An 11,745-nucleotide genomic window follows, 5' to 3' on the forward strand; every position below is an offset into this window, starting at 1 on the left:
CTTATCCCGTCTGTTCAAACAGCGACAGCTGCTCGGGGGCCCCCTGGACCAGCATGGGCCGCTCCTGGGCCACCAGATGGCGGAGCACCCCGTCGGGGCTGACCCGCAGCCCCTCCAGCATCTTTCCCGAGCAGGTGAGGAAGTACTGGGCCCGCTTCAGCACCACCCCCAGCTTTTTCAGCCCCTCAAAGGTGAGGGGCCCGCACCGCCGGGCAGTGAGGATCCGCCGGGCGGATACCACCCCGATGCCGGGCACCCGCAGCAGGGCCTCGTAGTCGGCCCGGTTGACCTCCACCGGGAAAAACTCCATGTGCCCCAGAGCCCAGGAGCACTTGGGATCCACCAGGGGGTTGAAGTTGGGCTGGGTTTCGTCCAGCAGTTCCTCCGCCCGGAAGTGGTAGAACCGCAGCAGCCAGTCGGCCTGATACAGCCGGTGCTCCCGCAGCAGAGGGGGCTTGAAGTCCTGCCGGGCGGGGAGAAGAGAGCTGTCCGACACCGGCATGTAGGCCGAGTAAAACACCCGCTTGAGCTTGTACTTGTCGTACAGCGCCTGGGTGAGGGTGAGGATGTGCCGGTCGCTCTCCGGGGTGGCCCCGATGATCATCTGAGTGGACTGGCCCGCCGGGGCAAACCGGGGGGCGTGCCTGTATTTGACCAGCTCCCCTTTGGACACCTGGATGCCGTCCCGGATCTGGGCCATGGGGGCCAGAATGGCCCCCTTCCGCTTGTCGGGGCACAGCCTGGTCAGACTGTCCTCGCTGGGCAGCTCGATGTTGACGCTGAGGCGGTCGGCCAGCAGCCCCAGCTGCCGGGTCAGCCCCGGATCCGCCCCGGGAATGGCCTTGGCGTGGATGTAGCCGTGAAAACCGTACTCCTGCCGCAGCAGCCGCAGGGCCTGGACCATGGCCTCGGTGGTGCGGTCGGGGCTGCCCCACACGGCGGAGGAGAGAAACAGCCCCTCGATGTAGTTGCGCCGGTAGAAGCCGATGGTGAGCTCCGCCAGCTCCCGGGGGGTGAAGGCGGTGCGGGGCAGGTCGTTGGACCGGCGGTTGACGCAGTACTGGCAGTCGTAGATGCACCGGTTGGTCATCAGTACCTTTAATAAGGAGATGCACCGGCCGTCGGCGGAGAAGGAGTGGCAGCACCCGGCGGCCATGGTGCTGCCCAGCCCGCCCCGGCCGCTCCCCCGGTCCACCCCGCTGGAGGTGCAGGCGGCGTCATATTTGGCGGCGTCGGCCAGGATGGTCAGCTTGTCCAGCAGCTCCACGGCGGCCCCTCCTTCCTCGAACTGTAGTACGAGTATTATAACTCGAACAAACGTGCGAATCAAGAGGGAGTGTATGGAAATAAAACAGTCCCCGGAACGGGACAGACCCATTCCGGGGACTTTGCTCAGGGCTCCTCGGGGGGCGGCACCCGGCGGTGTTCCACCGGGCCCCAGGCGGGGAGGGGCAGGCCCTGCATGGCCCCAAAAATCCGGCTTTTCAGGCCGGGGTACTGCTTGTCCAGGGTGTGGAGCAGCTCCTTGACCTCCTGCCGCTTGGTGTAGCCGTCGGCGGGGCAGGGATTGAACACCACCGGCAGGTGGTTGCGCTCCGCCGCGTTGCGGATCAGGCCCTCCCCGCAGTAGAGCAGGGGGCGGATCTGGCTGATGCCCGTCCGGTCCAGCCAGGTCACCGGCTGGAAGCAGGACAGCCGCCCCTCGTAGAACAGGGAGAGGAAGAAGGTCTCCACCGCGTCGTCAAAGTGGTGGCCCAGGGCGATTTTGGAGATCCCCCGCTCCTTCAGGGCGTTGTGGAGGGCGCCCCGCCGCATTTTGGCGCACATGGAGCAGGGATTTTTCTCCTTGCGCAAGTCAAAAATGATGTGGTGGATCTCTGAGGGAAGGAGGGTAAAGGGTACGTCAATCTCCTTGCAGTATTCCGCCACCTGGGTGAAGTCCATGCCCACGCCCCCGTCCACGTGGCCCATGTCCAGGGTGTAGGCCTCCACGGTGAAGGGCTTGGGGTAGAACTCCCGCAGCCGGGCCAGGGCGGTGAGGAGCACCAGGGAGTCCTTACCGCCGGACACCCCCACCGCCACCCGGTCGCCTGGCTGGATCATATCGTAGTCCTCCACGCAGCGGCGGACATAGCTCAAAATCTTGTTCATAGGCACCTCGAAAAAATCAAAAAATGAAACAGAGAAAACGGGAGATCAAAAGAGTATAAGCGAGAAAACAAGAGAAAAGCAAATCGCAGTTTAAAAAAACCGGAAAACGTGTTGACACTTTGGAACTAGGGTATTATAATACAAAACGCTCCAATCGTAAAGATTGGGGCCTGTATTCTGTTTAGACATATTTTTTAGATATCAACAAATTGGAGGTTTCACCATGTCCACTTTTATGGCCAACAAGGGGAACATCGTCCGCAAGTGGTATATCCTCGATGCGGCTGGTAAGCCCCTGGGCAAGACTGCCGCCACCGCCGCCACCCTGCTGCGGGGCAAGCACAAGCCCGAGTACACCCCCCACGCCGACTGCGGCGACTACGTCGTGATCGTCAACGCTGAGAAGGCCGTTCTGACCGGCAAGAAGCTGGAGCAGAAGTATTACCGCACCCACTCCGGCTGGGTGGGCGGCCTGAAGGAGACCCCCTACCGCCTGCTGATGCAGCAGAAGCCCGAGCTGGCCATGCGTGTGGCCGTCCGCGGCATGATGCCCCGCAACATCATCACCAAGGATGCTCTGTCCCGCCTGCATATCTACCGCGGCGCTGAGCATCCTCACACCGCCCAGAAGCCCGAAGCCTGGGCCGCCAACTAAGCAGGAGGTACAAGAGAATGTATAAGAGCAAGAAGCCTTATCTGTACGGCACCGGCCGCCGGAAGTCCTCCGTGGCCCGTGTGCATCTGTTCCCCAATGGCACCGGCGCCATCACCATCAACGGCCGGGACATTGACGACTACTTCGGCCTGGAGACCCTGAAGCTGATCGTGCGTCAGCCTCTGGCTACCACCGACACCCTGGGCAAGGTGGACATTGAGGCCACCGTCACCGGCGGCGGCGTGACCGGCCAGGCCGGCGCCATCCGTCACGGCATTGCCCGCGCCCTGCTGCAGGTCAACCCCGAGTACCGCGCCGCCCTGAAGGCCGCCGGCTTCCTGACCCGCGATCCTCGTATGAAGGAGCGTAAGAAGTACGGTCTGAAGGCCGCTCGTCGCGCTCCCCAGTTCAGCAAGCGCTAAACTTTATCAAAAGTGGTCAAAAACCCCGGGAAATCAAGGTTTTCCGGGGTTTTCCTTTTGAAATGGTTTGACTGAATTTGACGCAACGAAACCTCTTTTAACCCTTTTTCTATGGGTTAAATGGTGGACAACCACCCTAAAATGAGGGGTTATGGGTTAAAAAATAGGACAACCAAAGAGCGTTTTTTCCCCCTCACAAAATGCGTTTCCCGTAAAATCGGTTTGTCTGAATTTGACCTAATTTGAATAAAAGAAAATCAGTTTATCGCCAAGCGCTCAGTATTTTCTACTGGGCGCTTTTTGCGTTTCCGGGGGATTTCATTCCGGGATCAGAAAAGGCCGTCACTTTCAATTTTTGAAGTGGCGGCTTTTTCTATTTCCAGAAGCCATAGAACAATTCAGAAATGAGGTGAAGTCATTGAACACGCAAATTATCGCCATCGCCAACCAGAAAGGCGGCGTTGGCAAAACAACGACCTGTGCCAATTTGGGGATTGGGCTGGCGCAAACTGGGAAGAAAGTGCTGCTGATTGATGGGGACCCGCAAGGCAGCCTGACCATCAGCCTGGGAAACCCTCGGCCGGACAAGCTGCCCTTTACCCTGTCTGACGCGATGGGCCGTATCCTGATGGACGAGCCGCTGCGTCCTGGCGAGGGCATCCTGCACCACCCGGAGGGGGTTGACCTGATGCCCGCCGACATCCAGCTCTCCGGCATGGAGGTCTCCCTGGTGAATGCCATGAGCCGCGAGACCATCTTGCGGCAATACCTGGACACACTCAAGGGACAATACTCCCACATCCTGATTGACTGTCAGCCCTCCCTGGGTATGCTCACGGTCAATGCCCTGGCAGCCGCCAACAGGGTTATAATCCCCGTCCAGGCGGAGTATCTGCCCGCAAAGGGTCTGGAACAGCTGCTCCAGACCGTAAATAAGGTGAAGCGGCAGATCAACCCCAAGCTCCAGATTGACGGTATCCTGCTGACCATGGTGGACAATCGCACCAACTTTGCCAAAGAGATTGCCACCCTGCTGCGGGACACCTACGGCAGTAAAATCAAAGTTTTCGGCACCGAGATTCCCCCGTCTGTCAAGGCAAAGGAAGCCAGTGCTGAGGGCAAGAGCATCTTTGCCCACGACCCCAAAGGCAAGGTGGCCGAGGGGTACAAAAATCTGACCCAGGAGGTGATGAAACTTGAAAAGCAGCGCGAAAAAAGTAGAGCTGGCCTCGGTAGATGATCTGTTCTCCACCGAAGAAAGCCGTGCCGATGCCCAGCGGGAAAAGGTGCTGGAAATTCCACTGTCCGAGCTGCACCCGTTTAAGGATCACCCCTTCAAAGTCAAGGATGACGAGGCCATGATGGAGACCGCAGACAGTGTGCGGCAGTACGGTGTGCTAGTTCCGGCGATTGCCCGACCTGACCCGGAGGGCGGCTATGAGCTGGTAGCCGGACACAGGCGGCACCGAGCCAGTGAGCTTGCCGGGAAAGAGACCATGCCGGTCATTGTCCGGGATTTGGATGATGATGCCGCCACCATCATCATGGTGGACAGTAACCTCCAGCGGGAAAGCCTGCTCCCCAGCGAAAGGGCTTTTGCCTACAAGATGAAGCTGGAGGCCATGAAGCACCAAGGTTCCAGAACGGATTTAACTTCGGCCCAAGTTGGGCCGAAGTTGACTGCGGCAGAAAAAATCGCAGAGAACAGCCCGGATAGCAAGTCGCAGATTAAGCGGTATATCCGCCTGACGGAGCTGATTCCCGACCTGCTGAAAATGGTTGATGAAAAGAAAATTGCCTTCAATCCGGCCTATGAACTATCCTTCCTCAAAAAAGAGGAACAGGTGCAGCTCCTAGACGCGATGGACAGCGAACAGGCCACCCCCTCCCTCTCCCAAGCCCAACGGCTCAAGAAATTCAGCCAGGAGGGGCATTTGTCCCTTGATGTAATGCGCGCCATTATGGGTGAGGAAAAGAAAAGCGATTTGGACCGGGTGACGTTCACTTCCGATACCCTGCGAAAGTATTTTCCCAGGAGCTACACGCCCCAGCGGATGCAGGAAACCATTATCAAGCTGCTGGAACAGTGGCAGAAAAAACGCCAGCAACAGCACGAACGCTGAGAAAGGAGCTGCCTATGAGGGATATTTCAGCCCGCGAGTTGCAAGGACACAACATTCTTGCCGTGGAGCGCTTTCAGGATGACACCCGCTGGATGATCGAGTTTTCCGTCCTGCGTCCCTGTTCCTACGGCAGCCCCGGTGATGAAATGCGGCTGTTTCTTACGGAGGACGGGTATCAGGCCGCTCTCCTGAGCCAGAAGCGCCGGAAAATTAAAATCAAACGGTACGCCCGCGTGATTGAGGGCCATGTCCTCGACTTCAAGCCGGACAAGCGCCATCGCCACCCGTAAACCTGCCACTACCGCGAAAGGAAAGGAATGAATATGTGTACGATCCAGAGCATCAAGGATGCTATTCGAGAGTGTTATCAATCCCAACACGATATGGAAACCGCCGACATTGACCGGATTTTCCAGGCCCTCCCGTTTTCGGAGCATGAATCGCTGTTCGATCAGCCGCCGATGCCCAAGCGTCCCTACCGGCCCCGTAAGAACACGAATAACAGCTGAAAGCCACAGTCTTTTTTACAAAAGATTGTGGCTTTTTTCATGCCCTGAAATGAGGAAGGAATGAAGTCAATGGCGGTCTTTCGGATTGAAAGAACCCGTGATTATACCGTGATGAGCAATCACCACCTGCGAAATGAAAAGTTGTCCCTGAAAGCCAAGGGGCTGCTTTCCATGATGTTGTCCCTGCCGGATGACTGGAACTATACCACCCGTGGCCTTGCGAAAATCTGCAAGGAGGGTGTGGATGCCATCGGCGGGGCGCTGCGGGAGCTGGAAAGCGCCGGTTATATCGTGCGTCACCAGATGCGTGACCGGCAGGGCCGGATCAGCGACACCGAGTATGTGATCTATGAGCAGCCCCAACCCAAGCAGCCGGAAACGCCCCAGCCGGATACGGCTGCACCAGATACGGAAAACCCGTATCTGGATAAACCGGATACGGAAAAGCCCGCGGAATTAAATATAGAGAAATCAAATACTCAAAAACAAAATACTCAGGGATCAAATACCGATTCCATTCCCTTCCGGGAAACAGCGGCGGCAAGACCGCCGGAACGGAAAGGAAGGGAAACGATGTCGATGGCAGAGATAGAGAGTTATCGGGAATTTATCCTGGAGAACATCGAGTACGACCACCTGTGCAGCGAGTTCGATACCTACCGCGAGGATCTGGACGAGATTGTGGAGCTGATTGTGGAAACCGTCTGTGCCAAGCGCAAAACCACCCGGATTGCTGGCAGCGACTTTCCCCACGAAGTAGTGCGCTCCCGGTTTTTGAAGCTGGACAGCTCACACATTGAGTTCGTCATGGATTGTTTGCAGAAAAACACCACCGAGGTCCACAACATGAAGCAGTATTTGCTGACGGTGCTGTTCAATGCGCCCACGACAATGAGCAATCACTACACGTCACAAGTCAATCACGACATGAACGCAGGCGGCTGGTAAGGCCGCTTTTTTTACGCCAAACAATTTCGCAAGGAGGTACAGAATGAGCCAGATGGAAATTTTCAAGAACCCGGAGTTTGGCAGTATCCGCACTCTGGAGCATGACAACAAGGTGTTGTTTTGCGGTACGGATATAGCTGCTGCGCTGGGATATACCAATCCCCGCAAGGCCGTCCGCGATCATACCAGGGGTGGAACGAAATGTTCCATCCCCACCACCAGCGGAAATCAGACCATGACATTCATCTCTGAAGGTGATGTCTACCGTCTGATCGTCCATAGCAAGCTGCCGACGGCGGAACGGTTTGAACGCTGGGTGTTCGACGAGGTGCTGCCCTCTATCCGCAAGCATGGGGCCTACATGACCAAGGAAAAGCTGTGGGAGATCGCCACTTCCCCGGAGGCCATGATGAAGCTCTGTTCCGACCTGCTGGCCGAGCGCGAGAAAAACGCGGCGCTGCGGGAGGAAAACGCCCTGCTGGAAAGCAAGGCGGCCTTTTATGACCTGTTCATTGATCTGCAACACAGCACCAACCTTCGCACCACCGCCAAAGAACTGATTGTGCCGGAGCGCCGGTTTGTCCGGTTTCTGCTGGAGCAGCGGTTTGTGTACCGCACGGCAGCTGGGAATGTGCTGCCCTATGCAAAGCCCTCCAACGATGGCCTGTTCTGCGTCAAGGACTTCTGCAACCACGGGCATATCGGTTCCTACACGCTGGTAACGCCCCAGGGCAAGCTGTATTTTGCAGAACTGCGGGATGTGATTCTGATGGTCGTGTGAAAGGAGGTTTCTCTATGGAGTGTCCGGCGACGATCTTGCCCAGCAGCTCACCGATGTGGCCGGAAAGCTGGCGAGTGAGTATTGGGACGAGCATCAGCAGGACTTCCGCTATATCGTTGACGGTTCGTTCCTGGAGGAGTACGATGATCTCAACATCGAAGTCCAATTTAAGTCCGCCGCCACCGTCAGCATCGCCTACGCCCTGATGTCCCGCTGTGGGCTGGATACGGAACGCTATTTCCAGCATGAGGACTTCATGCCGATCTTCGATTTCAATACCCCGGCTACCGTTGGGGCGTTGGGAGCGGCGGTCAGCCAGATGAACCAGCAGGTGCTGCGGCAAATCGGCGTCACCATCCAGAACTATGAGCGCGAACAACTCGCGGAAAGGAGCGTTACACATGGAGAACAACCTGACTTACACGAGGAACGGAGACTACCTGATTCCCGACCTGAGCCTGAGCGAGCAGCCGGAGAAGCCTCTGGGCAAGTACGGCAGGATGCGGAAAGCGTACCTGAAGGAACACCGGCCCCTGATCTACAACCATCTGCTGATGAGCGAGAAGCTGTACCCGCACCTGCTGGAGATCGACGAGACGGCGAACAGCCGTCTGGAGCAGATGATGCCCCAGCTGGCGGAGTCGGCGGGCGCGACGGAGGAGCTGAAAGCCCGCGATCCGATGCGCTGGGTGGGTCTGATGAACACCTGCAAGGCCCAGGCCGAGGAGATTCTGATGGCGGAGCTTATTCACAGCTGAATTTCTTCCTCTCCGAAGCGGAACAAATCCAAAGAATAGACGAAGCAGAGAATGTGAAAGCATCCTCTGCTTTTTCTTTTGCCCAGCAACCGGAGCAAGCTGCCAGTCATACGGTGAAAGAGGAAACGCCCACCCTCCGGGAGCTGCATGAGCAATACAAGCCCATTGTTCTGGAGGCTGTTACCCAGGACACCGCATACCGAAACGCCTGCGGCCATAGTGACTATGAAAATGCCGTGATCGAGGGTAACGCCGCTATTCGTCGTGCCGTGCTGGGGTCTGACAACATGGGGCTGCTTCGCCTTTATTCTGATACCCCGGAGTTTCGGCAGCGCCTGCACCGGGAGGTAATCGACGAGACCTATACCACCTATGGAACTGACCGCGCCAACGCCTACAAGATTTTGGAGGACAGTCTGAACCTGCGGGATGTGCGTATCTATGACACCATAGAGGATGCGGACGGCAAGGAACGCCGGGTGCTGAACGCCAAAGAGACCACTTTGGCCGCTCAAAAGCAGCAGGCCATCCGGGAGGCGTTCAAGGACTGGATTTGGAAAGACCCGGAGCGCCGCCAAGCTCTGGTCCGCCAGTACAATGAGGAAATGAACTCCACCCGCCCCCGTGAATACGACGGGTCCCACATCACCTTCGGCGGTATGAATCCGGCCATCACCCTGCGGGATCACCAGCTGGGAGCCATCGCCCACATTCTTTATGGTGGTAACACGTTGTTAGCCCATGAGGTGGGCGCGGGCAAAACCTTTGAAATGGTGGCCGCCGCTATGGAGGCCAAGCGGCTGGGCTTGTGCCAGAAATCCCTTTTTGTGGTGCCGAACCACCTGACCGAGCAGTGGGCGTCGGAGTTTCTGCGGCTCTATCCCTCCGCAAATATCCTGGTCACAACTAAAAAGGACTTTGAGACCCACAACCGCAAGAAATTCTGCGCCCGGATTGCCACAGGCGACTATGACGCTATTATCATGGGGCATAGGATCACCACCTTTCTCATGCATTTGAGTATCTATAACCATGTTTTCTTTGACGTTTGCAACACCTTCTTTCAATACAATAGCTCAAAATGCAGAAACACAAATAATCTTTTATTATTAATATCGACCAAAAATCAAAAAATTTTAGTATGCAGAGAGCCAGAATAGATAATGGATTTTTGACAGATTGAAAAATATCTGCTGCACTTTAACGATACCGGAAACCATAAACAATTTAACCACAGAGAGAGGTATCGACCGTGTACTACACCCAAGAACAGATAGACCGGGCGAACTAAACCGCCCCTGCTTCTCTCTCACATATAACGAAAAGGAGGTACGATGATTATGAATACCAACAATCTGAATACGGCCCTCTATGAGAAGATGGCCGCCGAACAGGACAAATATCGGGACTGGCTGAAAAGCCAGTCCCCGGCGGAGGTTCTGAACCATGCCTATGAGTACATCGTCCGGGAGGATATCGTGATGGCGATGGAGGAATTGGAGCTGACCGACGCCCAAGCCCAGGCCCTGCTGGATTCGCCCACACCGCTGGCCGATGTGTACCGCTACTTTGAGAAAGTGGAGACTGACCACATGGATGTGATCCGGGACAGCATTGAGAACCGGGCCGATGATGTTTGCAAAGCCCAGGCAGAGCTGCGGGAGACAGCGGTTTACCCCCACTCTGCTTCCTATGCGAAAGAGCATGGGGAACTGGAACTGTACCGGGCCTCCAATAACGCCAATCTCCAGTGCAAAGAGGCTATTGAAGCAGCGGTACGGGAACACTTCGATGGGATGTATCTCAGCCATGACGCCGCCAAGGGTGTGATCCAGACCTACGGCCTGGACCGGGTGATGCTGGTCCTTGCCAACACCGTCCAGCTCCAGGACTGGGATGGTCGCTACTCCCGCCGCAACAAGGAATGGGCCAAGACCATTCCCAACTACAACTCCGATACTGTCCGCCGTGGCTATGCGCTGAACAGCCACCCGGCTGTGCTGGATGGCTTCATTGATCTGGTGCGCGAGGAACACCTGCGCCGCCAGCCTTTGACGGCGGAGGACATTCAGGCTGAGGCGGAACGGATTCTGCGGGAGCTGCGCGCGCCGGATGTGCCGAACAGCCCCCATGGGAATCACTACATGGCCCGCATTTCCCCGGAGTTTCTGGACCGTGCGGGGAGCGACGCCTGTGACCGGCTGATGAACCTCCTGCCGTTCCGCAGTCTGACCTTTACCGGCATGAAAGGGCTGCCCGGAACCTATGCCACCATTTTGGCCGGTGAGGACCGGACGAAGGAGCTGCGCCAGCCCCGTTCCTCTGTCCGGGAACATCTGAAGCAGGAGCCGAAACAGGCAGCCCCCAAAGCTCCGGCCCATAAGAAACGGGAGCCGGAACGGTGAGCGGCCCAAAGCGCAAACGGGATGTGCAGGTAAATTTCCGGGTCTCCCCGGAGGAGCTGGCGCTGATCGAGCAGAAAATGTCCCAACTTGGGACGAAGAACCGGGAAGCCTATCTGCGGAAGATGGCCCTGGATGGCTACGCGATAAAGCTGGACTTGCCGGAGCTGAAAGAGCTGGTATCCCTGCTGCGCCGGAGCAGCAACAACTTGAACCAGCTCACCCGCCGGGTGCATGAGATTGGGCGGATCTACGACGCCGACCTGGAGGATATAACCCAGCGGCAGAAGCAGCTATGGGAGGGCGTAAGGGAAATCCTGTCCCAGCTCTCCAAACTTTCGTAACAGGGGGATATGCCCCATCTGCGGAGGGAGGAACGGCGTTCTTTTCGCCGCGCCTCCCTCCGCTTTTCTTTTTGCCCGTATCCTTGCCATTTGACAGAGATTGTTTCATAATGGCTTTAGAATCAAGTTGGAGGTGACGTTCTGTGGGAATGATATTGGGTCTATTGAAGCTGCTCCTGAAGATCGTGGCCGCGCCGGTGGTGCTGCTGCTTACCGTGGCCATCTGGACTTGTGTGGGGCTGGTCTATGTATCTGGCTTGGTGCTGGGGCTTTTGAGCATGGTGATTGCCCTGCTGGGGGTAGCCGTCCTGGTGACATACTCCCCGCAAAACGGCCTGATTTTGCTGGTAATTGCGTTTCTTATCAGCCCATTCGGGCTGCCGAAGCTGGCCTTTTGGCTGCTGGGCCAAGTGCAGGGTCTCAAATATGCGATACAGGATTTGATCTACGGATAAAGAGGCACCCTCTCCGCCACCGGAGAGGGTGTTTTGTTCCTATATGCGATTAGAAAGCCGCTGACGAGCTGATATGAAATAGATTTGTTCAGGTAGTGTCAAGGATTTTGCGCAAATTGGTTTGCAGACCCTGGAATGAATGAAGTCAGCCAGCAATGGAGGCATCCTCAACGGCGGCCTCCAGGTGCTTCATGTTC

The 11,745-nt window shown here is 56.8% G+C and carries 13 protein-coding genes and 2 pseudogenes; 13 read left to right on the top strand and 2 right to left on the bottom strand.

Features of this window, described 5'->3' with window-relative positions; genetic code table 11:
* Position 1 precedes the first annotated feature (1 nt).
* Together B5F88_RS12215 and B5F88_RS12220 are read right to left on the bottom strand one after the other, a co-directional pair.
* Positions 2–1,267: a putative DNA modification/repair radical SAM protein gene (locus B5F88_RS12215; RefSeq protein WP_087346441.1), complete on the bottom strand. Its 1,266-nt coding sequence runs from the start codon at positions 1,265–1,267 to the stop codon at positions 2–4.
* 125 nt (positions 1,268–1,392) lie between these two features.
* The gene (locus B5F88_RS12220) at positions 1,393–2,151 is read right to left on the bottom strand and encodes an ATP-binding protein (RefSeq protein ID WP_087346444.1); all 759 of its coding nucleotides are present in this window, start codon (positions 2,149–2,151) and stop codon (positions 1,393–1,395) included.
* Positions 2,152–2,374: 223 nt separating this feature from the next.
* On the opposite strand from B5F88_RS12220, the gene rplM reads away from it, so the two are divergent.
* From rplM to B5F88_RS12290, 13 genes and pseudogenes are all read left to right on the top strand, one after another.
* Positions 2,375–2,806 (top strand): 50S ribosomal protein L13, encoded by a 432-nt coding sequence (gene rplM / locus B5F88_RS12225; RefSeq protein WP_087346447.1) that lies wholly within the window; start codon positions 2,375–2,377, stop codon positions 2,804–2,806.
* A 17-nt stretch (positions 2,807–2,823) separates the two neighbouring features.
* On the top strand, positions 2,824–3,228 hold the full coding sequence (gene rpsI / locus B5F88_RS12230; protein WP_087346450.1) for a 30S ribosomal protein S9: 405 nt from the start codon (positions 2,824–2,826) through the stop codon (positions 3,226–3,228).
* Positions 3,229–3,646: 418 nt separating this feature from the next.
* Positions 3,647–4,468: a ParA family protein gene (locus B5F88_RS12235; protein ID WP_087346452.1), complete on the top strand. Its 822-nt coding sequence runs from the start codon at positions 3,647–3,649 to the stop codon at positions 4,466–4,468.
* Positions 4,425–5,351 (top strand): ParB/RepB/Spo0J family partition protein, encoded by a 927-nt coding sequence (locus tag B5F88_RS12240; protein ID WP_087346455.1) that lies wholly within the window; start codon positions 4,425–4,427, stop codon positions 5,349–5,351. Before B5F88_RS12235 ends, B5F88_RS12240 begins: the two co-directional genes overlap by 44 nt.
* 14 nt (positions 5,352–5,365) lie before the next feature.
* Entirely contained in the window at positions 5,366–5,641 is a 276-nt protein-coding gene (locus B5F88_RS12245; RefSeq protein WP_087346460.1) for a DUF5720 family protein, read from the top strand.
* Positions 5,642–5,668: 27 nt separating this feature from the next.
* On the top strand, positions 5,669–5,860 hold the full coding sequence (locus B5F88_RS21440) for a hypothetical protein (protein WP_242959777.1): 192 nt from the start codon (positions 5,669–5,671) through the stop codon (positions 5,858–5,860).
* Between the two features lie 69 nt (positions 5,861–5,929).
* The gene (locus B5F88_RS12255) at positions 5,930–6,808 is read left to right on the top strand and encodes a DUF6017 domain-containing protein (RefSeq protein WP_087346468.1); all 879 of its coding nucleotides are present in this window, start codon (positions 5,930–5,932) and stop codon (positions 6,806–6,808) included.
* A gap of 43 nt (positions 6,809–6,851) precedes the next feature.
* Positions 6,852–7,589, top strand: coding sequence for a phage antirepressor (locus B5F88_RS12260; protein ID WP_087346471.1), 738 nt, complete (start codon positions 6,852–6,854; stop codon positions 7,587–7,589).
* Positions 7,590–7,990: 401 nt separating this feature from the next.
* The gene (locus B5F88_RS12270) at positions 7,991–8,347 is read left to right on the top strand and encodes a TnpV protein (protein ID WP_087346474.1); all 357 of its coding nucleotides are present in this window, start codon (positions 7,991–7,993) and stop codon (positions 8,345–8,347) included.
* 362 nt (positions 8,348–8,709) lie between these two features.
* Positions 8,710–9,339: pseudogene (locus B5F88_RS12275) on the top strand (DEAD/DEAH box helicase family protein); the annotation flags it as partial.
* 348 nt (positions 9,340–9,687) lie between these two features.
* A pseudogene (locus tag B5F88_RS12280) lies at positions 9,688–10,380 on the top strand (DUF3849 domain-containing protein); the annotation flags it as partial.
* A gap of 368 nt (positions 10,381–10,748) precedes the next feature.
* Entirely contained in the window at positions 10,749–11,093 is a 345-nt protein-coding gene (mobC, locus tag B5F88_RS12285; protein ID WP_087346479.1) for a plasmid mobilization relaxosome protein MobC, read from the top strand.
* 155 nt (positions 11,094–11,248) lie between these two features.
* Positions 11,249–11,548 carry a CD1845 family protein gene (locus tag B5F88_RS12290; RefSeq protein ID WP_087346485.1) on the top strand — a complete coding sequence of 100 codons (300 nt, stop codon included), beginning with the start codon at positions 11,249–11,251 and terminating at the stop codon, positions 11,546–11,548.
* Positions 11,549–11,745: the final 197 nt, after the last annotated feature.

It is taken from the genome of Flavonifractor sp. An306 (assembly GCF_002159455.1).
Lineage (GTDB): Bacteria > Bacillota > Clostridia > Oscillospirales > Oscillospiraceae > Flavonifractor.

Excerpts from the sequence above, each read along its gene's own strand:
- B5F88_RS12220 (WP_087346444.1), bottom strand. The coding sequence starts at position 2,151 with ATGAACAAGATTTTGAGCTATGTCCGCCGCTGCGTGGAGGACTACGAT.
- rplM (WP_087346447.1), top strand. The coding sequence starts at position 2,375 with ATGTCCACTTTTATGGCCAACAAGGGGAACATCGTCCGCAAGTGGTAT.
- rpsI (WP_087346450.1), top strand. The coding sequence starts at position 2,824 with ATGTATAAGAGCAAGAAGCCTTATCTGTACGGCACCGGCCGCCGGAAG.
- B5F88_RS12245 (WP_087346460.1), top strand. The coding sequence starts at position 5,366 with ATGAGGGATATTTCAGCCCGCGAGTTGCAAGGACACAACATTCTTGCC.
- B5F88_RS21440 (WP_242959777.1), top strand. The coding sequence starts at position 5,669 with ATGAATATGTGTACGATCCAGAGCATCAAGGATGCTATTCGAGAGTGT.
- B5F88_RS12255 (WP_087346468.1), top strand. The coding sequence starts at position 5,930 with ATGGCGGTCTTTCGGATTGAAAGAACCCGTGATTATACCGTGATGAGC.
- B5F88_RS12260 (WP_087346471.1), top strand. The coding sequence starts at position 6,852 with ATGAGCCAGATGGAAATTTTCAAGAACCCGGAGTTTGGCAGTATCCGC.
- B5F88_RS12270 (WP_087346474.1), top strand. The coding sequence starts at position 7,991 with ATGGAGAACAACCTGACTTACACGAGGAACGGAGACTACCTGATTCCC.